The following is a 21,447-nucleotide window of genomic DNA, read 5'->3' on the forward strand; positions in this document are numbered from 1 at the left end:
CAGCCGGGCCGAACAGACGAGGAACACACCACCGTGCAACTCAAGACGCACACCCCGTCCGTCGCCACCGACCTGATTCCTCCGCCCGACCCCCAGGAGAACTCCTTGCTGCCCCTCACCGAGCTCGACGACGAGATCGACCGCCTCGGCGCCGCCGTCCCGTGCCGCACCTACGACCCGGAGGTCTTCTTCGCCGAGTCGCCGGCCGACGTCGAGTACGCCAAGTCGCTGTGCCAGACCTGCCCGGTGCGCGAGGCCTGCCTGGCCGGCGCCAAGGACCGCCGCGAGCCCTGGGGCGTCTGGGGCGGCGAGCTGTTCGTCCAGGGCGTCGTCGTCCCCCGGAAGCGCCCGCGTGGCCGTCCGCGCAAGAACCCGGTCGCGGCATGAACACCACCGGCACAGGAACGATCGACCGTCCCGCCACCCGGGACCCCCAGAAGCAGGACCCGACGATGAACCCATCCCTCACCGACATGCCCACCCCCGCGAACTCCGGCGCGAACGAGCGTCGTCAGAACAGGACCCGAGAAATGCAACTCATCCCAGAAGCCCTGGCCCGTGCGCATATCCATGAGCGGTTGCGGCAGGCCGAGACGGAACGCAGAGCCCACCGGCTCGCCACCGCCCGCCGCATGCAGCGCCGCGCCGAGCGCGTCTCGCTCCGCGCCCGCCGCGCGCTGGCCATGGCCGTCATGCAGTGACCGTCCCCCGTCCCTTTTCCGACCTGTAGCGCGTCGCACGCCCTCCCGGGGCAGTGCGGCGCGCTCTGCGCATTCCGCGGGCGGAGGCCGGCGCGGTGACCGACGCGATGGCCGACGCGGTGACCGGACGAGGTGGGCGGAGCGGAATACGGAAACGTGCGCCATGGCCGCCGCCCCGTGCGCCCGATGAATGGCTGATGCACCCGTGGGGTGAACCGTGCGCCCGGGCTGCCGGCCCGTGCGCCGAATGGACGGACCCGTGCTTCGACACGCCTCGCTTTACCGGTGCGTTGTGCACGTATTGGCGGCCTTGGCGGGGATATCGTCGGGCAGTGGACGACGAGACGCATGAGCGGGCGGAGTTGACAGGCGAAACCGACCGGGAGGGCGGAACCCTCAGAACGGACACGACCGCCGGAACGGACGAAGCGTCCGGGGGCGGAGAAACGTTCAGATCGGGGGAGAGCACGGTCTGCGCCCGGTGCGGTGCGGTGGCGCACGGCACCCCGGCGACCTGGACCTGCTCCGTCGAGAACGGCACCCGCCACTACTTCTGCCACACCTGCGCCCGCACCCACCTGCGCGCGATCGAGTCCCGCCTGGACTCGGCCTGGTGGTGACCCTCACCGGGCCTGACGGACCGGCTGCCGACTGACCCGAGCCCCTGCGCGGGCAGCGGGCGTACGTAGGCGGCGAGGCGGAGTCCCGCGGTGAGGAGCGGAGTCCCGCGGTGAGGGACGGGGCAGGCGGTCGTGCGCCGTGGAGTACGGCACCCGACCGTGAGAGTCCAGGGGCGAGAGACGAGGGGTAAGGGGTCAGGCAGAGGTCTCCTCGGTGTCGTCCTCCTCCCTGGTCTCGGGGCTGCTGTCACGGTCGGACTGAGCGGGAACCCCGGCCGACGCCGCCGCGGATGCCGACGCGGGCTCGGACTCGGAGTCGGAGTCGGGATCGGGCACGGGGACCGGCGCGGGGTGGACGAAGCCCGGTAGCCAGGTGGTCAGTTCGTCCCTGAGCCGGACCGTCGCGCCCAGCTGGCACAGGACACCGATCGTGCTCAGCGTCACCCGGTGTATCAAGAGGTAAGCAGGCGGGAGGTTCAGCTGCTTGCCCAGCTGGTAGGCGGGGGAGCGGGGGTCGGCGATCCGGGCCGCCTGGTTGCGCATCCAGCCCCGCGTGAAGGTGAACTCCTCCGCCTGCGCCGGCTCGATGATCGGCAGCAGGTAGTCCAGTACCGCGTCCGGCTCCAGCTCGATCGACTCCTTGACGAACCCCTCCTCGCACAGCAGCTCATAGACCTCGTCGGCCCGGCCGTCCAGCGTCATCCGCAGCGACGTACCGATCGTGGGCGGCAGCCCGTCCGGCAGCCGGTCGACCGTGCCGAAGTCCAGCACCCCCAGCCGCCACTTCTCCGGCGGCCCGTCGGGCGCGTCACCGGTCAGCAGCCGGAAGTTGCCCGGATGCGGGTCGGCGTGCAGCAGGCCCGTACGAGCCGTGCCGGAGAAGAGGAAGCGGGCCAGCAGCTGCCCCGCGCGGTTCCGCTCTTCCTGAGTCCCGCCCGAGATCACCTCGGAGAGGGGCACGCCCTCCATCCACTCCGTGACCAGCACCTCGTCGCCCTGGTGGACCACGGCCGGCACCAGTACGTCCGGGTCGTCGGCGAACTCCTCGGCATACGTACGCTGGGCCGCCGCCTCCAGGCCGTAGTCCAGCTCCTCCGAGACCCGGTCGCGCAGCTCCGTGATCAGCGGCTTGACGTCCATGCCGGGCACCAGGGGCCCCAGCAGGCGGGCGAACCGCCCCAGTTGAGCGAGGTCGGACAGCAGCGCCTCGCCCGCCCCCGGATACTGCACCTTCACCGCGACCTCACGGCCGTCGTGCCACACCGCCCGGTGCACCTGGCCGATCGACGCAGCAGCCGACGGCTTGTCGTCGAACTCCGCGAACAGCTCCCGCCAGTCCTCACCCAGCCGCTGGGCGAGCACCGAGTGCACGGTGGCGGACGGCAGCGGCGGGGCCGCCTCCTGCAGCTTGGTCAGGGCGGCGCGGTAGGGCCCGGCGATCTCCTCCGGCAGCGCCGACTCGAAGACCGACAGCGCCTGCCCGAACTTCATCGCCCCGCCCTTGAGCTGGCCCAGGGTCGCGAACAGCTGCTCGGCGGTGCGCTGCTGGAGCTCGGTGGCGATCATCTCCGCCGGACGGCCGCCGATGCGCTTGCCCAGCCCCAGCGCGGTGCGTCCGGCGAAGCCCAGGGGGAGGGCGGCGAGCTTGGCCGTCCGCACGACGGCCTTGCGCGGCAGATCAGACATGTGCGCGTCCTCCTAGGTCCCGGTCCCGGCGGGGTACGTAGTTCCCACGGGACGCGTGAGGTCAGTACTCGGATCCAACGGCCAGTAGGTCAGCACTCGGATCCAGGGTCAGCATGCGGGTCCATCAGGGCGGTCGGTCCGGTCGAACCGGCTGCTCCGGCCCGACGGGTCGGCTGAGCGGTTCGAGTCGGTCGTAACGGTCGAGTGGTTCGTGTCGGTCTAGGGGTTCGTAACGGTCGAGTGGTTCGTATCGGTCGAGTGGGGCGTGGCGGTTGAGGAGGCCGTGGCGATCGGGTGGGGCTCGTCGGCGAGCCGGGGAGGGCGGCCGTGTGCAGTCGGTGCGGTGTCCGCATGTGCCCTCCAACTCGCTCCTGCCCCGGGTGGGGTTACTCGGTCATTGTGGCGTGTCGGGGACGAGGATCCGAGGCGGCTGCGGTGGCAGGGGAGCGCGCCGCGCCACAGGCGCACTCGGGGTGAGCCTCGATCTGATCGATGTTCCAGCTCATACAGGGGAGCGCAAGCTCCGTCCGTGCGCCGGTACAGGGCGGTAAATACCCGTCCAGGTAGGTCAGAACCTGCGTGGCGGCGAGACCGGCCACCGTCGTCGCGAGCGCCGCGTCGCACGCGGGCACGACCGGAGACGCCCGCCCGGAGCGCCACTGGGCCAGCAGCCGGAGCCAGGCCGGCTCGACGTCCGTACGGCGCAGCTCCCAGCAGCCGGCGCACGCCGTGTCACCGGGGAGCACCAGCGGCCCCACGACCCCCGTCGCCTCGATCACGCCCACGTACAGATGAGGCATGCCCGTGGCGACGAGTGACTCGGCGAGCCGCGGATCGGGAGCGTACGCCGCCAGGCCGTCCCGCGGGGCGAGCACGGTCAGGGCGAGCGGCGGGTCGCCCGGTGGCGGGCCGTCGAGCGACGCGCAGGGTGCCGAGCCGAGTGATGCGCCGTGTGCCGAGCGGAGTGACGCGTGGGGGCGTCGGGCCCACGGGGAGTACTCATTGACCAGGCGACGTGCTGAGACGTCCCGGCGTTCGCCGACGCGGTCGGGGGAGAAGCCGGCGGGCAGCACGTCCCACGGCTCGACCCGGCCGCCGTCCAGCACCTCCACCTGGCCCACGCCCGCCGCCGAGAGCAGCGCCGCGATCGACGCTCCCACCCGGCCCGTGCCGCGCACGCGCACCCGCGCCGAGCGACGTGCCCACAGCCGTTCGTCCGCACCCGTCCCGTCGCGATGGCATACGGACAGGGCGGCCAGGTCCGGGCGTAGGCGGTCGAACGCGGGGAGATCGGCCTGGAGCGCCTCGGCAGCCGGGGCGCCAGGAGCCGGAGAGTCCAGCAGCCCGGCGGCGTCCAGCCGGCCGACGAGCTCCCGGGCATGCCCCGGCGGCAGCTGCAGCGCCTTGGCCTCACGCTCCAGCTCCTCGATGCTCCGGGTGCCGTCGATCAGGTCCAGCAGACTGCCGGTCGCCCCGTCCACCGGGCCCACCACCACGGCATGAGCCGGGGCGACGCCGAAGCGCACGGTGGCCCGGTCCCGCCAGCCACGCCGCAGAGCCGGCTTGAGCATCGGCCGCGGTAGCGGGACGGCGCCCGAGCGCCTGGACGAAGAAGGCGAGGAAGCGGAAGAGGAAGGGGAAGGGGAAGGGGAAGAGGCCGACGAAGGGGAGGGAGAAGAACAGGGAGGGGAAGGAAGAGGAGAGGGAAGTGTCCGTTGAGTGGGTGGGCGTGAGTGCCGCATGTCGTCCCCCGTGGATGCGGTGCGGATCGGTGTGATCGGTGCAGTCGGTCGGTCGTGCGGTGCGTCGAGGACTGACTCCGCGGTGGTGCCTTCCGGTCCTTCGCGGAGGTCCGGATCTGTCGTACGCATCGAGCATGCGGCAACGCCGGATTCGGCATCCGAAGTTATCCACAGGTAGCGGGATTAGTCGTACTGGTGCGGCGCGTCTCCGTACCCGGCATGGAGGGTTTCCCCCGCGACCCGGCTCATGGACGGGACTTCGCGCGGCGCCAGCAGGTAACGTCGGGGCGTGCCCGCCGACCCACTGCACCGTGCCGCCGCCCCGCAGCGCAGGTCTGATGCGAGCCCGCAGAGCAGCGGCTCCACGACCAGCGCGGTCGAGGTGCGCAGAAGCTCACGGCGGAGGCGCACCGTCTCGGCGTACCGCGAGGGCGACCGGACCGTCGTCCTGATCCCGGCCCGGATGTCGGAGGCCGAGGAGCGCCGCTGGGTCACGGTCATGCTGGACAAGCTGGCCGCGCAGGAGAGCAAGCGGATACTGGGCGACGACGAGCTGGCCGAGCGTGCCGAGCGGCTGTCGGGCCAGTACCTGGGCGGCCGGGCCCGCCCCGCTTCGGTGCGCTGGGTCACCAACCAGAACACCCGCTGGGGATCGTGCACCCCGGCCGAGGGCAGCATCCGGCTCTCGCACCGGCTGCAGGGCATGCCGGAGTACGTCATCGACTACGTGCTGCTGCACGAGCTGGCCCACCTGCTCGTCCCCGGGCACGGTGCCGGCTTCTGGGAGCTGCTGACGGCCTACCCCCGTACGGAGCGGGCGCGCGGCTACCTGGAAGGGGTGGTCGCCGCAGGCCGGCTGCCGCACCTGCCCGCCGCGCGCAGCGAGTGAGCCGGACGCACCCGCACCCGGCCTCGTACGCGCGGCGGTGAGCGCGGCCGGGCCCGCACGCCCGCCCCATGGCCCGCGTGCCCGCCGCACTGCCCGCGTGCCCGCCCCACTGCCCCCATTGGGCCGCGCGAGGGCAGGCCGCGCCCGGGGACTTTCGTGACCAAACCGTCGAGCCCCGCCATCGTGCCCCGTCAGGCTCAGCCGTTAGCCTGACGCGCAAGGCAATCAAGCTCGGATGGGGGACGGTCGTTACGTATGGCCAGGGAATTCCAACGGGGCCACAAGGCCAGGATCAGTGACCTGACCGCGGGGACCGATCTGTACGTGGGCGTACAGATCGCCGCCCCCGGTCTGACCTTCGACATCAGCTGCTTCGGGCTGGACGCCGACGAACGGCTTTCCGACGACCGGTACTTCATCTTCTTCAACCAGCCGAAGTCGCCCGAGGAGTCCCTCCAGCTGCTCGGCCCCCAGGCCGGTGACACGCAGTCCTTCCGTGTCACGCTCGACCGCATCCCGCAGCACATCCAGAAGCTGTCCTTCACCGCCACCATCGACGGCGCCGGCCAGATGTCGCAGATCGGCCCGGGGTACATCCGGATCGTCGCCGGCGGGCAGGAGGTCGCGCGGTACTCGTTCACGGGGGCGGAGTTCAGCACCGAGCGCGCCGTCATGCTCGGCGACTTCTACATGAAGGACGTGTGGCGCTTCGCCGCCGTCGGGCAGGGCTTCGACGGCGGACTGGACGCGCTGCTGAAGAACTTCGGCGGCGAGGTCGCCGAGGAGGCCGAGGCCGCGCCGCAGCCGGACGCCGCACCCGGTTTCGCGCCGCCCGCCGCGGCCGAGCCGGCGCCCGCCTTCGCGCCGCCGGCAGCCGCCGAACCGGCGCCGGCCGCCGCGGCCCCGCCCCCGGCCCCCGACTTCGGCGTCCCGGCCCAGCAGCCGGCCCCGGCGCCCGCCCCGCCGCACGCCACGCAGCCGGAGCCCGTCGCCCCGCAGGACGTGCCGCAGCAGCCGCAGGCCCCCGCCCCGCCCCCGGCGCCCCAGCAGCCCATGGCGCCGCAGCAGGGCTTCCCGCAGCCCGACCAGCAGGCGCAGATGCACGCGGCGCAGACCATCGCCGCGCCCATGGCGCCGCCCGCCGCCACGCCCCCGCCGCAGGCCCCTTATGGTGCGCCGGGGCAACCCGCTCCTCATGGAGCGCCCGCGCCGTACCCGGGGCAGCAGGCGCCGCCCGCTCCGTACGGGCAGCAGCCGCCCGCCTACGGGCAGCCCGGACCGCAGGCCGGCGGGCAGTACGCCGTGCCGCAGGGCGCCGGCGCGGGCCTGGAGGCGTCGCTCCAGAAGTACCGGGAGGCCGCCACCGGGCAGCGCTGGACCCCGCAGAGCGAGAAGCTGATCCGCGCCGACCTCGGCGTCGACGGACAGCCCGTACTGGCCCGCCAGGGCAGCATGGTGCTCTACCAGGGCAAGGTCGACTTCAGCTACAAGGGAGCCGGCTTCCGCGGCCGCATCGTGGGCAACGCCACCGGCCAGGAGATGCAGCTGATGCGCTGCTCCGGGCAGGGCCAGGTGTTCTTCGCGGAGAACAGCGCCCATGTGCACCCCATCGAGCTCCAGGGGGACGCGATCTGCGTCAGCGCCGAGAGCGTGCTGGCCTTCGACGAGTCGCTGCAGCACGAAGTGCGCCGTATCGAAGGGCACGGCATCCCCGGAGGCGCGCTGTTCACCATGCAGTTCCAGGGCACCGGCACGGTCGTGGTGAAGACCGCCGGCACGCCGGTCGTCCTGCCGGTCACGCCGACCACCTTCGCGGACGCCAACGCCATCGTCGCCTGGTCCGCCGGGTCACAGGTGATCATCTCCAGCCAGGTGCGGCTGCGCCGCAGCGCGTACCCGGGGCACTCGGGCGAATCCGTCAACCTCCAGTTCCGGGGCGCCCCCGGCAACTTCATCGTCGTCCAGCCCTACGAGGTCTAAGGGAGCCCGTCATGACTCAGCAGCAGCTTTCGGGCTACGCCCCGACCGCACCCGCGGCCCGCATGGAGAACCACGGCAGTGCGATGGTGAAGATCGCGATGCAGAGCGGCCAGGACGTCTTCTGCCGCACCGGCTCGATGGTCGCCTACGAAGGCTTCGTCCAGTACGAGCCGAACCCGCCCGCCGTGCGCCAGATGGCCTCGCAGTGGCTGACCGGCGAGGGCGCGCCCCTCATGAAGGCCAGCGGCGACGGCCTGCTCTACCTCGCCGACTACGGTGCGGACGTCGTGTGCCTCAACCTGAACGACGACGCGATCTCCGTGAACGGCACGAACCTGCTCGCCTTCGACGCGCACCTCCAGTGGGGCGTGCAGCGCGTCAAGGGGATGGCGAAGTTCGCGGGACAGGGATTGTTCAACGTGGGGATCGCGGGCACCGGTTGGGTCGCGCTGACCTCGCGCGGCACCCCGATCGTCGTCGACTGCGGCCGCGGCGAGGACGAGACCTACGTGGACCCGGACGCGCTCGTGGCCTGGTCGACGAACCTGAAGATGAAGGGCAAGCGCAGCTTCAAGGCGTCCTCGATGATCGGGCGCGGCAGCGGCGAGGCGTACCAGCTCGGCTTCTCCGGCCAGGGCTTCGTGGTCGTACAGCCCAGCGAGGACAGCGCCGACCGGCTCCGGGCCCGGGGCTGAGGGGGAGGACTTCCGTAACCATGCAGAGCCCGCTTTTCGCCTACACAGAGGCGCAGACCCAGGACCGGTACGCGCTCCAGAACCCGCAGCTGCTGCGGGTCGCGATGACCGGCCACGAGGACCTGCTGGCCCGTAAGGGCACGATGGTCGCCTACCAGGGGCTGCTCGAATTCGACGGGGAGTACCAGACCCCGCACCAGCAGCGGCGGCGCGCCCGGGCCGGCGAGGGCCTGGACCTGATGCGCGTCTCCGGGCAGGGCACGGTCTACCTGGCCAACCTCGCCCAGCACGTGCACCTCGTGGACGTCGACCACGACGGGCTGACCGTCGACAGCAACTACGTGCTCGCGCTGGACTCCACGCTCCACTGGGAGGTCATCTCCGTGGACAGCCAGTACGGCATCTCGGGCACCGGCAAGTACCAGCTCAACATCTCCGGGCGGGGCAAGGTCGCGCTGATGACGTCCGGGCAGCCGCTGATGCTGCAGGTCACGCCGGACAAGTACGCCAACGCTGACGCGGACGCGGTGGTCGCCTGGTCGACCTCGCTGCGCGTCCAGATGCAGGCGCAGACGCATTCCTCGGGGGTGTGGCGGCGCCGCGGCAGCACCGGCGAGGGCTGGGAGCTCAGCTTCCTCGGGCAGGGCTACGCGCTCGTACAGCCCAGCGAGCTGCTGCCGCCGCAGAACGCGGTCATCGGGTCGGGCCTCGCCGCTCAGTACGGCATGGGGCAGCACGGCGCCCGCGGGCAGAACCAGGGCAACATCTTCACCAACTGACCGGGCATCCGCCGGTCCGGCGTGCGCCCCAGGACCGGCAGGAAGCCCTCTGAGGGCACGTGAGCGGGCCCGGCACCTTCCCGGTGCCGGGCCCCGCTCACCTCGTCCCGCAGCGTCCTACAGCAGCGCCCTGGTCCGCTCCACGAGCCGGACCACCGACTCGTCGGCCACGTCCGGCACCTCGGCGTACGGGAACCAGCGCAGGTCCAGCGACTCGTCGCTGATCGCCTCCATGGCGTCCTCGGGGGCCAGCGCGGCGTACTGCACGTCCAGATGCCAGGCACAGGGCGTGTGGTGGCGGTCCAGGCGCACCGGGCCGCCCGGCAGCAGCGTCAGGCCCCGAGTGATCCCGGACTCCTCGCGCGCCTCGCGCAGCGCCGCGTCCGCCAGCGTGGCGTCCTCGGGCTCGCAGTGGCCGCCCATCTGGAGCCACATCCGCAGCTTCTTGTGCAGCGTGAGCAGGACCCGGCCGCGTGACGGGTCGATCACCAGGGCGCTCGCCGTGAGGTGCCCGTCGCCGCAGGGCTTCCACATGCCGTCCGGGTGCGCGGCCAGATGGTCCAGGTAGTCCAGGCGCAGCCGCTCCTGGCCGGGGTCGGGCGCGGGCCACTCCTTGAGGACCCGCGCCGCGTCCTCATGAAGGCTCACGGTCACTTGCCGCCGTCGCCCTCGTCGCCGTCCTCGCGCTCCGTGGCGCCGCCCTCGGGGCGCTCGCCCTCGGCGCCCTCGCGCTTGGTCAGGTCGGGCGTGCCGCCCTCGGCAGTGCCCTTGCCCTTCGCCGCCTCGCCGAGCATCGCGTCCAGCTCGGAGAAGTCCAGCTGCTCGCGGTGGACGAAGCCGTCCGGGTCGTCCAGGTCCTGCGCCGTGGGCAGCATGTCCGGGTGCGACCACAGGGCGTCCCGGCCGTCCAGGCCGCGCGCGTCCGTGAGCGAGGCCCACAGCCGCGAGGCGTCCCGCAGCCGACGCGGACGCAGCTCCAGGCCGATCAGGGTGGCGAAGGTCTGCTCGGCAGGGCCACCGGTCGCCCGGCGCCGCCGCAACGTTTCACGCAGGGCGTCGGCCGACGGCAGGTGCGGCGCGGCGGCCGCGTGCACCACCGCGTCCACCCAGCCCTCGACGAGCGCCAGGGCCGTCTCCAGGCGGGCCAGCGCGGCCTTCTGCTCGGGGGTGTCCTCGGGCTGGAACATGCCCTGCTGGAGCGCGTCCTGCAGCTGCTCAGGGTGGGCCGGGTCGAGCTGGCCGACCGCGTCCTCCAGCTTGCTGGTGTCGACCTTGATGCCGCGCGCGTAGCCCTCGACCGCGCCGAAGAGGTGCGAGCGCAGCCACGGTACGTGCGCGAAGAGACGCTGGTGGGCGGCCTCGCGCAGGGCCAGGTACAGCCGCACCTCCTCGGGCGGCACGCCCAGGCCCGAGCCGAGCGCCTCGATGTTGCCCGGCAGCAGGGCGGCCTTCCCGGCCGGCCCCAGCGGCAGCCCGACGTCCGTGGAGCCGACGACCTCGCCGGCCAGGGTGCCGAGCGCCTGCCCGATCTGCGTACCGAACATCGCGCCGCCCATGGAGCGCATCATCCCGAGCAGCGGGCCCGCCATGGCCTGCATCTCCTCGGGGAGCACGTCGCCCATCGCGGCGCCGACGCGCTCGGCGACCGGGTCGACCAGCTCGCGCCAGACCGGGAGGGTCTCCTCGACCCACTCGGCACGGCTCCAGGCGACCACGCTGCCCGCACCCGACGGCAGCGACGTCACGCCGTCCAGCCACAGGTCGGCGAGGCGCACCGCCTCCTCGACGGCCGCGCGCTCACCGGGCGCCACACTGGCGTCCTTGCTGCCGTCCGGGGCGCCCTGCGCCACCGTCTGCCGGGCGATGTCCTTGGCCATCTCCCAGTTCACCGGGCCGCCCTCGTAGGAGAGCATCTGGCCCAGCTTCTGGAACGCGGCTCCGAGATCGCCGGGGTTCATCTGGCCCCCGGGCCCGCCCATGCCGCCGAAGAGCGCCGCGAACGGGTTGTCCGCGCCGCCGCTCCCGCCACCGAACCCGAACGGATTCGCGGGGCCCTGGCCACCTCCCTGGCCGCCCTTCTGCTTGCCGTTGTCGCCGTCCTCCGGCTCCTCCGGCGGAAGGCCGAATCCGAATGGGTTGTCACTCACGGGTTTCCTCGGCTCGTAGGGCCGCCGGCCCCGGGCCGACGGCGGCTGCCCGACATTCCCTTCCAGCCTAGAGGGTGCCCGGCCGTTCTCCGCGGCCGCGGAGAAGACGGTCCGAAGCGCCTCTGTGACACCCCGCGCCGCTCAGGGGCTGGGTGCTTGGCTGTCGGGGTGCCTGCGGCAGGATGGACGCACGCTGGTCCGTACGCGCCGGTGCGCATACGTACTGAAGACAACCGCTGGAGACGCCCGGTGAGTTCCCCAGATCCGACCGTTCGCGCAGCGCGAAACGCCGCTGCGGACCCCGAGAAGACGCCCGAGAAGTCGCCCGAGACGACCGTGGCCGCCGCGGTCCCGCCGCAGCGCCGCCCCGTCGTGGCGGTCACCGGCGCCGCCGCCGGCACCGGCGCGCTCCTGACCCGCGCCCTGCTGGCGTCCGACGAGGTCAAGCGGGTCGTCGCCATCGACGAGCGGCGGGGCGACGAGGAGGGCGCCGACTGGCACGTACTGGACGTCCGCGACCCCGCCATCGCCGAGAAGCTCCGGGGCGCCGACGTCGTCGTCCACCTGGCGCTCGACCTGGACCTGGAGACCGACCCGGCCGCCCGGACCGCGTACAACGTGCGCGGCACCCAGACCGTCCTGACGGCGGCCGCGGCGGCCGGCGTGCACCGGGTCGTGCTGTGCACCTCCGCGATGGTCTACGGGGCGCTGCCCGACAACGACGTCCCGCTCTCCGAGGACGCCGAGCTGCGCGCCACCGCAGATGCCACCGGGGTCGGCGATCTCCTGGAGATCGAACGCCTCGCCCACCGTGCGCCGCGTGCCCACCCCGGGCTGAACGTCACGGTGCTGCGCCCCACCGTCCTCGTGGGCGGCACCGACACGGCACTGACCCGTTACTTCGAGTCGCCGCGCCTCCTGGTCGTGGCCGGCTCCCGCCCCATGTGGCAGTTCTGCCACGTGGAGGACCTGGTCAGCGCGCTGCAGTACGCGGCCCTGGAGAAGGTCGAGGGCGAGCTCGCGGTCGGCTGCGACGGCTGGCTGGAGCAGGAGGAGGTCGAGGAGCTCAGCGGCATCCGCCGGATGGAGCTGCCGTCCTCCGTCGCCCTCGGGGCCGCCGCCCGGCTGCACCGCATCGGGCTCACGCCGTCGCCCGCCGGCGACCTGGCGTACACGATGCACCCGTGGGTGGTCAGCGGCAGCCGGCTGCACGAGGCGGGCTGGCGGCCCCGCTGGACCAATGAGGAGGTGCTCGCCGAGCTCCTGGAGGAGGTCGCGGGGCGGCACACCGTGGCCGGGCGCCGGCTGGGCCGCAAGGACGCCACCGCCGCCGGAGCCGCGGGCGCGACCGTCGCCCTCCTGGGTACCGCGGCCCTCGTGCGCCGCGCCCGAAAGGCCCGGCGGCGCCTCTGAGCGCTCCGGCCGACGCCCCCGAAGCGGACGGGCGACGGCCGCTCGGCGCCCCACGGGGCCACCCGTGCCCCGTGCGTGCCGGGGACCGTACGGAAGCGGTGGCTCCCTCCGGACGGCGGGAACGCGTCGTCCGTACGCGGCGCCAGTACCCCTACGGACTGGTAGGACCCTCCATACGGCGGTCCGTACACCAGGTGAAACCAGCCATTCCCCAGCGCCCCGTCCTTGGGGCACGATGGGCGCATGTCTGGTACGAACCACCACCCGTCGCCGCGCCCCGACCACCCCGGTGAGCAGGGGACCGCGGATCCGATCCGGCTGCTGGGCATCCGGGACACGCCGCTGTCCGTGGACGAGGTGTTCACGGCCGTCGGAGACGCGGCGGCCGGCGGGACCGCCCTGTTCGTCGGCACCGTCCGCTCGCACGACGGCGGCGCGGACGTCGACGGGCTCGGCTACTCCGCGCACCCCTCGGCCGAGGCGGAGCTGCGCCGGGTCGCGGAGAAGGTGGCGGCGGACTTCCCCGTACGCGCGCTGGCCGCGGTGCACCGGGTGGGCGACCTGGCCATCGGGGACCTCGCGGTCGTCGTCGCGGTGTCCTGCCCGCACCGGGCGGAGGCCTTCGAGGCGTGCAGACGGCTCATCGACGACCTCAAGCACGAGGTGCCGATCTGGAAGCACCAGACGTTCTCGGACGGCACCGAAGAATGGGTCGGTGCGTAGCGCCGTCTTCTGAGGGGCGGCAGCCCCCGCGGCGCCTGAGGGAGCCAGTCCCGCGGTGGACCCGCGCGCCTTCGAACGGCCGGGAGACGTCCTCACCCGGAAGGCGTAACGGACCGGAAGGCGTCAAGAAGGCGGTAATGGCGTATTCGAGGGGCGCATGGGGGCAGTGAGCTGCCGCGAAGTGGGTACGCGCTCCCCATGGGCGCCCCGCCGCAGACGCCCGTTGATCAGCCGTACAGCCGACACCGTCCTCCGGTTGCGTAACCCGCCCCCGGGCATGAGCGTTGAGCTGTCGGATGGTTAATCTGCTTATTCGTCGTTGCGGTTGTACAAGGGGTCGGGAGGCCGCTATGGGTGCGCTCCTCTGGTTGCTGATTCCGCTTCTCGCCGCGCTGGCCGCCACGGTGTGGAGCAGTTGGACGACGCGTAACCGCAAGATCGGTGACGTCGCCGAGCTGGCCGGATACGCCCGGTTCCGCGAGGCGATGGAGCGGTCCGAGGACGCGCGGGACCGGCCCGAGGACGCACGGCCGAAGGCGCATTCGGACGCCGCCTGAGCCGTCGGCGCGTGACGGGACCCGTACGGACGGCCCCGCGGGCCGCTTGTCATACCCGTCCCGTACTGTCGTTCCATGCCACGCCGGACCGCGACGCTCCTCGCCTCGACCCTCATGCTGATCGCACTGCTGTGCGCCGGAGTGCTGATCCCCGTGCCGTACGCGCAGATGACGCCGGGGCCGACGGTCAACACCCTGGGCGACCACGCCGGTGAGCCGGTGCTGCAGATCGACGGCCGCAAGACGTATCCGACGACCGGCCACCTCAACATGACGACGGTCCGCGTCACCGGCCCGGACTACCGGATGAACCTCTTCGAGGCGGCGTACGGCTGGCTGGCGCACGACAGCGCCGTGGTCCCGCACAAGACGCTCTACCCGGACAACCAGACCGCCGAGCAGGCCGACCAGGAGAACGCCGAGGAGTTCAGCCAGTCCCAGGAGAGCGCCAAGGTGGCGGCCCTGAAGGAGCTGCACGTCCCGGTCAGCTCCCAGGTCGTGGTCGCCTCCGTCATGAAGGACACCCCGGCCGACGGCACGCTACACGCCGGCGATGTGATCAAGGCGGTCGACGGCAAGGCCGTACGGCAGCCGGCCGACGTCGCCGGGCTGGTCACGAAGCACGAGCCGGGCGACAAGGTCACCTTCACGCTGGTCCCGGCCAAGGAAGCGGCCGCCGCGGAGAAGAAGGGCGAGAAGCCGTCCGGCGGCCGCGAGGTCTCGCTGACGACCAAGAAGGCCACCGACGGCCGGGCCATCGTCGGCATCCAGGCCGGGCTCGACCACACGTTCCCGTTCCACATCGACATCAAGCTCGCCGACGTCGGCGGTCCGAGCGCGGGCCTGATGTTCGCCCTCGGGATCGTCGACAAGCTCACGCCCACCGACCTCACCGGCGGGAAGTTCGTCGCGGGTACGGGGACCATCGACGACAAGGGCGTGGTCGGGCCGATCGGCGGCATCTCCATGAAGATCGTCGCGGCCCGCGACAAGGGCGCGGAGTACTTCCTCACGCCGAAGGACAACTGCGCGACGGCGGCCAAGGACACCCCGGACGGGCTGCGCCTCGTCAAGGTGAACACCATCCACGACGCGATGCAGGCCCTGACGAAGATCCGCAAGGGCGACGTCAAGGACCTGCCGAGCTGCACGCCCGCCAAGAGCTCCTGACAGCGGCGCGGCTCCTCGGGTCCGTACCGGGGCGCGCTTCCGGGCGCCCCCGCCCCGCCCGCACGGCGCCCGGCACCCGGCCCCGGGCGCTCGGGCCCGGCGCCCAGCCCCCGAGAGTCAGCCCCCCCCGCGACACCAGGCTCCCCCGTAGGCGCCCGGCACGCTCACTCCAGGAAGCCCTTGCTCCTGGAGGACTCCGAGAAGCCCTGCGCTCCTCGAAGACTCCGAGAGGCCCTAGCTCCTAGGAGACCCCGAGAAGCCCCAGCTCCTCGAAGGCTCCAAGGAGCCCTTGCTCCTGGAACACCCCGAGAAGCCCCCGAGAAGCCCACGCTCCCTGGAGGCGCCGAGGAGCTCCCTACTCCTCGAACGTGGCCGTGAGCGCCTCCGCGAGGCCCGGCACCAGGTCGGCGCCCGTGAGGACCTCGGCGGTGGAGTCCTTCTCGCGCAGCCGCAGCGCCGACTCGCGCCGGCCGTCCCGCAGGACCGCCACGGTCATCCGCACCTCCTGGCGGTCGGGGTGCTCGGCGACCCACTTGGCGAGCGCCTCCTCGTCCATGCCGGCCGGCACGGACTCCTCGGCGGACGGCGGCAGCATCAGCCGCTCCACGGTCATGGCGCAGCCGGTCACCGCGTCGGGCCAGGCGATGGTGGCGAGGAATTCGTCGAGCGGGACGGTGGCGGGCACCTCGTCCTGCTCGACGGGGGTCAGGGAGGCGTCGGCGTTCTCGTCGATGCCCAGCTGGGCGGCGAGCGCGGGTTCCTCGTCACGCAGGCGCGCGGTGTCGACGAGGGCGAAGAGTCGGGCGGGCTGGTCCCAGCCGATCCCGGCCGCGTACTCGTCGATTTCGAGCACGGCGCGGGTCAGCGGGTCGGCGGCGAGAGGGGTGCCGTCCACGGGGAGGTTGGTCATGTGGAATATCGTGCCCTGAACTTCCCGGAAAACGGGAACCGGGTAAAGCCTTAGTAAGTTGCAACAGTGGGTCCTAGTATCGCCGGGCCCGCTTCATACGACAGCGAACTTCGAGGTGCGCACCTTGGCTTTCCAGATGCCGGACCGCGGCTCAGGCCCATCGGGGCCACGGACGAGAGTGGGCCGCCCGTCCCGGCGGATGCGGACCGGGCTTTTGACGCTGGGCGTGCTGGCTGTGCTGGCCATGCTCTTCGTGATGTTCTCCGGGTTCTGGACCGATTGGCAGTGGTACCGCTCGGTGCGGTACTCCTCCGTCTTCACCACCACGCTGTGGACCAAGGTCGGTCTGTTCTTCTTCTTCGGCGTGCTGATGGCCGCGGCCATCGGGGTCAACGTCTGGCTGGCCCACCGGCTCCGCCCGCCGCTCAGCGCGATGTCGCTGGAGCAGCAGAGCCTGGACCGCTACCGGATGAGCATCGCGCCGTACAAGAAGTGGGTGCTGATCGCGGTCACCGCGCTGGTCGGCCTGATCGCCGGCGCGTCCGCCTCCAGTCAGTGGCGCACCTGGCTGCAGTGGGTCAACGGCGTGCCGTTCGGCCAGAAGGACCCGCAGTTCCACGAGGACATCTCCTTCTACGCCTTCGACCTGCCGTGGTTCCGCTTCCTGCTGAGCTTCGGCTTCGCCTGCGTGGTGCTGTGCCTGATCGCCGCGGCGCTCACGCACTACCTCTACGGCGGCCTGCGCGTCACGAGCCCGGGATCGCGCGCCACCGCGGCGGCCACCGGCCACCTGTCGGTGCTGCTGGGCATCTTCGTGTCGCTCAAGGCGATGGCGTACTGGCTGGACAGGTACGGCCTCGCGGTGAAGTCCAGCGGGCTGAAGTCCGCCGAGGGCTGGACGGGCCTGCGGTACGTCGACGCGCACGCCTACCTGCCGGCGAAGACCATCCTCTTCTTCATCGCGGCCATCTGTGCCGTGCTGTTCTTCGCGACCCTGTGGCGGCGGACCTGGCAGCTGCCGGTGATCGGCTTCGGCCTGATGGTGCTCTCCGCCGTGCTGATCGGCGGGCTGTACCCGGCCATCGTGCAGAAGTTCCAGGTCCAGCCGAACGAGCAGGCCAAGGAAGCTCCGTACATCAAGGAGAACATCAAGGCCACGCGGGACGCCTACGGCATCGACGGCTCCAAGGTCACCGGCTACAAGGGTGACTACAAGCCCAAGGACAAGGCGGACAACGAGCGGCTGCGGGGCGACGCGGACACCACGGCGAGCATGCGCCTGCTGGACCCGAACGTCGTCTCGCCCACCTTCCAGCAGCAGCAACAGGTCCGTGGGTACTACCAGTTCCCCGCCACGCTCGACGTCGACCGGTACAAGGACAAGGACGGCAAGGAGCAGGACACCGTCATCGGCCTGCGCGAGCTGAACATCGCCGGCATCCCCGAGCGCAACTGGATCAACGACCACTTCAAGTACACCCACGGGTACGGCGCGGTCACGGCCAAGGGCACCGGCACGGTCAACGGCGGCGAGCCGGACTACACCGAGAAGAACCTCCCCGCCAAGGGCCACCTGCCGAAGCACGAGCAGCGCATCTACTACGGCGAGAAGACCACGCAGTACTCGATCGTCGGCGGCCCGCAGCAGGAGCTGGACTACTCCGACGACAGCGGCGAGAAGAGCTACAGCTACAAGGGCAAGAGCGGGGTGGACCTCTCCAACCCGGTCAACCGCGCGGCGTACGCCGTGGCCTTCGGTGAGCCGCAGATCCTGTACTCGGGCGCCATCGGCGACGGCTCGCGCATCCTGTACAACCGCACGCCCAAGGAGCGCGTGGAGTCGGTCGCGCCGTGGCTCACCATCGACGGCGACGCCTACCCGGCGGTGGTCGACGGCCGCATCAAGTGGATCGTGGACGCGTACACCACGAGCAACGGCTATCCGTACTCCTCGCGGACCACGCTCGGCGACTCCACGGCGGACTCGCTGACCGACGGCCAGCGCGCGGTGGTGGCCCAGCAGAACCAGGTCAACTACATCCGCAACTCCGTCAAGGCGACGGTCGACGCGTACGACGGCTCGGTCAAGCTCTACCAGTGGGACAAGAAGGACCCGGTCCTGAAGACCTGGATGAAGGCCTTCCCCGGCACGGTCGAGCCCAAGTCGAAGATCAGCAACCAACTGATGGAGCACCTGCGGTACCCGCAGGACCTCTTCAAGGTGCAGCGCCAGCTGCTGACCACGTACCACGTCACCGACGCGAACACCTTCTACACCGGCAGCGAGCGCTGGCAGATCCCGAACGACCCGACGACCAAGTCGGCGACCGCGGTTCCGCCGTACTACCTCAGCATGAAGATGCCGGACCAGAAGAACCAGACGTTCTCGCTGACGACGACGTTCACGCCGAACAAGCGGGACAACCTGGGCGCGTTCATGGCGGTCGACGCCAATGCCAAGAGTCCGGACTACGGGAAGATCAGAATCCTCAAGCTCCCGTCCGAGACGACGGTCCCGGGCCCGCAGCAGGTGCAGTCGAAGTTCAACTCCGACGACACGGTCGCCAAGACGCTCAACATCCTCAAGAAGGGCGACTCGGAGATCGAGTACGGCAACCTGCTCACCGTCCCCCTGGACGGCGGCCTGCTGTACGTCGAGCCGGTCTACCTGAGGGGCGCCGGCACCAACTACCCGCTGCTGAAGAAGGTCCTCGTCTCCTACGGGAACAAGGCGGCCTTCGAGGACAGCCTGGGCGAGGCGCTGGACGTGGTCTTCGGCAAGAAGGCGCCGAACATCGGCGACGGTGACGAGGAGACCTCGCCGCCGGACCAGGGCAGCAGCACGCCGCCCACGGACCAGAGCGTCCAGGACGCGCTGGACGACGCCCAGCAGGCGTGGGAGGACAGCGAGAAGGCCCGCCGGGACGGCGAGTGGAGCGCGTACGGCGAGGCGCAGAAGAAGCTGAAGTCCGCGCTGGACCGGGCGGCCGCCGCCGAGAAGAAGGCGGAGCAGAAGGGCGGTTCGTCCGACAAGGGCGGCGGCGACAAGGGGAGCGGACAGGGCGGCTGAGCGCCGATTACGGCTTCACCTCCGCGCCGTGGTACCTTGGATACACAACGGCGCGGGGTGGAGCAGCTCGGTAGCTCGCTGGGCTCATAACCCAGAGGTCGCAGGTTCAAATCCTGTCCCCGCTACTGCAGAACGAAGGCCCGGATCCTCGGATCCGGGCCTTCGTCATGTGTGCCGTCAGATATGTGCGCGTTAAACCACCCGCATTGGGGAGACTCAGGTTCCAAGCGTTTGGATGTCGTCGTGTCGGGAAGTCGACAAAACGCTGAAGTGACCTCACTGGCTGCGGTATACCAGGTGTACCCGGGCTTCGGGTGGTGCGACGATGGCCCTTATGGGGGACAAGGCAAGGTTGTTGGAGACAGGACCATTTGTGCATGCGCCCGACGACGGGCGCGAATCCGAGCTGCCGCCGGCCATGGCCGGGACGACGGAAGCGGACGGGCCGGCGGAACCGCCCGAGGCCGCCGAGCTGCTGGACGAGGCGGGCCACCGCAAGGCGGCCGCCGGCGGTGATCCGGCAGCGGCGAGCATGCTCGGTGCGATGCTGCTGCGCCGCGGCGACCTGGACGGAGCCGAACCCTGTCTGCGTGCCGCCACCGTAGCGGGCGACCGGGCGGCCGCCAACAACCTCGGGGTCCTGCTGCACCAGCGCGGTTACGCCGACGAGGCGGCCGGCTGGTGGCGCATCGCCGCCGTCGCCGGATCCGCCGCAGCCGCCCACGCGCTCGGCCGGCACTACCGCGAGCGCGGCGACGAGCCCGCCGCCGAGTACTGGCTGCGCCAGGCCGCCGAGTCCGGCCACTGCCTGGGCGCCTACGCGCTGGCCGACCTGCTCGACCACCGCGGCGAGGAGGGCGCCGAGCGGTGGTTCGTGGCCGCCGCCGAACGCGGCCACCGCGAAGCCGCCTACCGCCTCGCGCGCATCCTGGACGAGCGGGAGGCCGACGGCTCGGCGTACGGCGAGCACGCCGAGCCGCGCGCGGCGGCCGAGCAGTGGTACCGCCAGGCGGCGGCCCGCGGCCACCGCAGGGCGGCGCTGCACCTCGGCACGCTCCTGGAGCAGCGCGGCGAGCTGAAGGAGGCCGGGCGCTGGTACCTGATCGCGGCCAAGGACGGCGAGCCGCGCGCCGCGTGCGCGCTCGGCTTCCTGCTCAAGGACGCCGGCGACGAGGAGAGCGCGGCCGAGTGGTGGCGGCGCGCCGCCCAGGACGGCGACGGCAACGCCGCCAACGCGCTGGGCGCGCTGCACGCCGACCGCGGCGAGCTGCAGACCGCCGAGCGCTGGTACCGCGCGGCGCTGGAGGCCGGCGACGTCAACGGCGCGTACAACATCGGCCTGCTCTGCGCCCAGCAGGGCAGTGACGGCCGCAGCGAGCAGTGGTACCGCCGGGCCGCCTACGCGGGCCACCGGGAGGCGTCCAACGCGCTCGCCGTGCTGCTGCTGCAGCGGGGCGACGCGGCCGGCGCCGAGCCGTGGTTCTGCAAGGCGGCCGAGGCCGGCAGCGTGGACGCCGCGTTCAACCTCGGCATCCTGCACGCGGGCCGGGGCGCCGAGCGCACCTCGCGCAAGTGGTACCAGCAGGCCGCCGACGCCGGGCACACCGAGGCCGCGCTGCAGGCCGCCCTCTCCTTCCTGCGGGACGGCGAGTGGCAGGACGCGGAGCGGTACCTGCGGCTGGCCGCGGGCGCGGGCAGCGCCGAGGCGGCGTACCGGCTCGCGGCGCTGCTGGACCGCGAGGCCCGCGGCCCGGAGGAGTCCGGGGGCGAGAGCGAGGAGTGGTACGAGCGCGCCGCCGAGCAGGGGCACCGCGGTGCCCAGGTGCGGATGGGCATGCTCGCCGCGTCCCGCGGGGACGCCGCGGCGGCCGCCGACTGGTACCGCGCGGCGGCCGAGGCCGGCAGCCGCAACGCGGCCTTCAACCTCGGGCTGCTGCTGGCCCGCGAGGGCAGCCTTCCGGAGGCCGCCCTGTGGTGGACGCGGGCCGCCGAGGCCGGGCACGGCCGCGCGGCGCTGCGGCTCGCCCTGCTGGCCGCCCGGCGGGGCGCGCTCGCGGAGAGCCAGCGGTGGTGCGCGCGGGCCGTGGAGCTGGGCCCGCCGGAGGTCACTCAGCGTGCCTCCCGGCTGAGCGAAGCGCTCAAGGCGGAGCTGAGCGCCTGAGTCCGGCCGGCCCCTCGGGGCCGGCCGGACGCCCGGTGCGCACGGGCTCCCGAGCACGGATTTGCGCTGGTCGTCGGCTTGGGGTTAGAGTTGTGAACACAACGGCGCGGGGTGGAGCAGCTCGGTAGCTCGCTGGGCTCATAACCCAGAGGTCGCAGGTTCAAATCCTGTCCCCGCTACTGAAGACGAAGGCCCGGATCCTCG

General features: G+C 72.0%; 18 protein-coding genes and 2 tRNA genes. 15 read left to right on the top strand and 5 right to left on the bottom strand.

Annotation, left to right across the window (positions count from 1 at the left end):
- The first annotated feature begins 33 nt into the window (after positions 1–33).
- From C3486_RS15705 to C3486_RS38015, 3 genes are all read left to right on the top strand, one after another.
- Complete coding sequence (locus tag C3486_RS15705) at positions 34–387, top strand: WhiB family transcriptional regulator (RefSeq protein ID WP_103833325.1); 354 nt, start codon at positions 34–36, stop codon at positions 385–387.
- A complete protein-coding gene (locus C3486_RS15710; protein ID WP_103833326.1) occupies positions 384–701 on the top strand; it encodes a hypothetical protein in 318 nt (105 codons plus the stop codon). Before C3486_RS15705 ends, C3486_RS15710 begins: the two co-directional genes overlap by 4 nt.
- Before the next feature lie 491 nt (positions 702–1,192).
- Positions 1,193–1,321: a hypothetical protein gene (locus C3486_RS38015; RefSeq protein WP_258052806.1), complete on the top strand. Its 129-nt coding sequence runs from the start codon at positions 1,193–1,195 to the stop codon at positions 1,319–1,321.
- Positions 1,322–1,516: 195 nt separating this feature from the next.
- Here C3486_RS38015 and C3486_RS15715 read toward each other — a convergent pair whose 3' ends face one another.
- Together C3486_RS15715 and C3486_RS15720 are read right to left on the bottom strand one after the other, a co-directional pair.
- Complete coding sequence (locus tag C3486_RS15715; RefSeq protein WP_103833327.1) at positions 1,517–3,007, bottom strand: AarF/ABC1/UbiB kinase family protein; 1,491 nt, start codon at positions 3,005–3,007, stop codon at positions 1,517–1,519.
- A 386-nt stretch (positions 3,008–3,393) separates the two neighbouring features.
- Positions 3,394–4,578 carry a TOMM precursor leader peptide-binding protein gene (locus tag C3486_RS15720; protein WP_103833328.1) on the bottom strand — a complete coding sequence of 395 codons (1,185 nt, stop codon included), beginning with the start codon at positions 4,576–4,578 and terminating at the stop codon, positions 3,394–3,396.
- 460 nt (positions 4,579–5,038) lie between these two features.
- Here C3486_RS15720 and C3486_RS15725 point away from each other — a divergent pair, with 460 nt between their 5' ends.
- From C3486_RS15725 to C3486_RS15740, 4 genes are all read left to right on the top strand, one after another.
- Positions 5,039–5,638 carry a M48 family metallopeptidase gene (locus C3486_RS15725; protein WP_103833329.1) on the top strand — a complete coding sequence of 200 codons (600 nt, stop codon included), beginning with the start codon at positions 5,039–5,041 and terminating at the stop codon, positions 5,636–5,638.
- Between the two features lie 255 nt (positions 5,639–5,893).
- Positions 5,894–7,618, top strand: coding sequence for a TerD family protein (locus C3486_RS15730; RefSeq protein WP_103833330.1), 1,725 nt, complete (start codon positions 5,894–5,896; stop codon positions 7,616–7,618).
- Positions 7,619–7,629: 11 nt separating this feature from the next.
- A complete protein-coding gene (locus tag C3486_RS15735; RefSeq protein WP_103833331.1) occupies positions 7,630–8,313 on the top strand; it encodes an AIM24 family protein in 684 nt (227 codons plus the stop codon).
- A gap of 20 nt (positions 8,314–8,333) precedes the next feature.
- Positions 8,334–9,092: an AIM24 family protein gene (locus tag C3486_RS15740; RefSeq protein ID WP_103833332.1), complete on the top strand. Its 759-nt coding sequence runs from the start codon at positions 8,334–8,336 to the stop codon at positions 9,090–9,092.
- A gap of 117 nt (positions 9,093–9,209) precedes the next feature.
- On the opposite strand, the gene C3486_RS15745 is transcribed toward C3486_RS15740, so the two are convergent.
- Both C3486_RS15745 and C3486_RS15750 read right to left on the bottom strand, forming a co-directional pair.
- The gene (locus tag C3486_RS15745; protein ID WP_103833369.1) at positions 9,210–9,740 is read right to left on the bottom strand and encodes an NUDIX hydrolase; all 531 of its coding nucleotides are present in this window, start codon (positions 9,738–9,740) and stop codon (positions 9,210–9,212) included.
- A 2-nt stretch (positions 9,741–9,742) separates the two neighbouring features.
- Positions 9,743–11,239 (bottom strand): zinc-dependent metalloprotease, encoded by a 1,497-nt coding sequence (locus C3486_RS15750; RefSeq protein WP_103833333.1) that lies wholly within the window; start codon positions 11,237–11,239, stop codon positions 9,743–9,745.
- A gap of 249 nt (positions 11,240–11,488) precedes the next feature.
- Between C3486_RS15750 and C3486_RS15755 the strand changes: the two genes are divergently transcribed.
- The 4 genes from C3486_RS15755 (at position 11,489) to C3486_RS15770 (ending at position 15,102) form a co-directional block, all read left to right on the top strand.
- Positions 11,489–12,652 (top strand): SDR family oxidoreductase, encoded by a 1,164-nt coding sequence (locus tag C3486_RS15755; RefSeq protein ID WP_103833334.1) that lies wholly within the window; start codon positions 11,489–11,491, stop codon positions 12,650–12,652.
- Between the two features lie 243 nt (positions 12,653–12,895).
- Positions 12,896–13,375, top strand: coding sequence for a molybdenum cofactor biosynthesis protein MoaE (locus C3486_RS15760; RefSeq protein WP_103833335.1), 480 nt, complete (start codon positions 12,896–12,898; stop codon positions 13,373–13,375).
- A gap of 350 nt (positions 13,376–13,725) precedes the next feature.
- A complete protein-coding gene (locus C3486_RS15765) occupies positions 13,726–13,932 on the top strand; it encodes a hypothetical protein (RefSeq protein WP_103833336.1) in 207 nt (68 codons plus the stop codon).
- A gap of 75 nt (positions 13,933–14,007) precedes the next feature.
- The gene (locus tag C3486_RS15770) at positions 14,008–15,102 is read left to right on the top strand and encodes a PDZ domain-containing protein (RefSeq protein ID WP_103833337.1); all 1,095 of its coding nucleotides are present in this window, start codon (positions 14,008–14,010) and stop codon (positions 15,100–15,102) included.
- 355 nt (positions 15,103–15,457) lie between these two features.
- On the opposite strand, the gene C3486_RS15775 is transcribed toward C3486_RS15770, so the two are convergent.
- Positions 15,458–16,012 (bottom strand): PPA1309 family protein, encoded by a 555-nt coding sequence (locus C3486_RS15775; RefSeq protein ID WP_103833338.1) that lies wholly within the window; start codon positions 16,010–16,012, stop codon positions 15,458–15,460.
- Positions 16,013–16,127: 115 nt separating this feature from the next.
- Here C3486_RS15775 and C3486_RS15780 point away from each other — a divergent pair, with 115 nt between their 5' ends.
- The 4 genes from C3486_RS15780 to C3486_RS15795 all read left to right on the top strand — a co-directional run bounded on the left by C3486_RS15780 (position 16,128) and on the right by C3486_RS15795 (position 21,422).
- The gene (locus tag C3486_RS15780; RefSeq protein ID WP_374936875.1) at positions 16,128–19,082 is read left to right on the top strand and encodes a UPF0182 family protein; all 2,955 of its coding nucleotides are present in this window, start codon (positions 16,128–16,130) and stop codon (positions 19,080–19,082) included.
- Positions 19,083–19,133: 51 nt separating this feature from the next.
- A tRNA-Met gene (locus tag C3486_RS15785) sits at positions 19,134–19,207 on the top strand.
- A gap of 200 nt (positions 19,208–19,407) precedes the next feature.
- Positions 19,408–21,243 (top strand): tetratricopeptide repeat protein, encoded by a 1,836-nt coding sequence (locus C3486_RS15790; protein ID WP_181138566.1) that lies wholly within the window; start codon positions 19,408–19,410, stop codon positions 21,241–21,243.
- Between the two features lie 105 nt (positions 21,244–21,348).
- Positions 21,349–21,422, top strand: a tRNA-Met gene (locus tag C3486_RS15795).
- The last annotated feature ends 25 nt before the right edge of the window (positions 21,423–21,447 follow it).

Source organism: Streptomyces sp. Ru73 (assembly GCF_002920575.1).
Taxonomy (GTDB): domain Bacteria; phylum Actinomycetota; class Actinomycetes; order Streptomycetales; family Streptomycetaceae; genus Streptomyces.

What these genes read in the sequence shown, in the direction of transcription:
- C3486_RS15790 (WP_181138566.1), top strand. Translation starts at nt 19,408, where the DNA reads ATGGCCCTTATGGGGGACAAGGCAAGGTTGTTGGAGACAGGACCATTT.
- C3486_RS15775 (WP_103833338.1), bottom strand. Translation starts at nt 16,012, where the DNA reads ATGACCAACCTCCCCGTGGACGGCACCCCTCTCGCCGCCGACCCGCTG.
- C3486_RS15765 (WP_103833336.1), top strand. Translation starts at nt 13,726, where the DNA reads ATGGGTGCGCTCCTCTGGTTGCTGATTCCGCTTCTCGCCGCGCTGGCC.
- C3486_RS15710 (WP_103833326.1), top strand. Translation starts at nt 384, where the DNA reads ATGAACACCACCGGCACAGGAACGATCGACCGTCCCGCCACCCGGGAC.
- C3486_RS15770 (WP_103833337.1), top strand. Translation starts at nt 14,008, where the DNA reads ATGCCACGCCGGACCGCGACGCTCCTCGCCTCGACCCTCATGCTGATC.
- C3486_RS15740 (WP_103833332.1), top strand. Translation starts at nt 8,334, where the DNA reads ATGCAGAGCCCGCTTTTCGCCTACACAGAGGCGCAGACCCAGGACCGG.
- C3486_RS15730 (WP_103833330.1), top strand. Translation starts at nt 5,894, where the DNA reads ATGGCCAGGGAATTCCAACGGGGCCACAAGGCCAGGATCAGTGACCTG.
- C3486_RS15735 (WP_103833331.1), top strand. Translation starts at nt 7,630, where the DNA reads ATGACTCAGCAGCAGCTTTCGGGCTACGCCCCGACCGCACCCGCGGCC.
- C3486_RS15760 (WP_103833335.1), top strand. Translation starts at nt 12,896, where the DNA reads ATGTCTGGTACGAACCACCACCCGTCGCCGCGCCCCGACCACCCCGGT.
- C3486_RS15720 (WP_103833328.1), bottom strand. Translation starts at nt 4,578, where the DNA reads ATGCTCAAGCCGGCTCTGCGGCGTGGCTGGCGGGACCGGGCCACCGTG.
- C3486_RS15715 (WP_103833327.1), bottom strand. Translation starts at nt 3,007, where the DNA reads ATGTCTGATCTGCCGCGCAAGGCCGTCGTGCGGACGGCCAAGCTCGCC.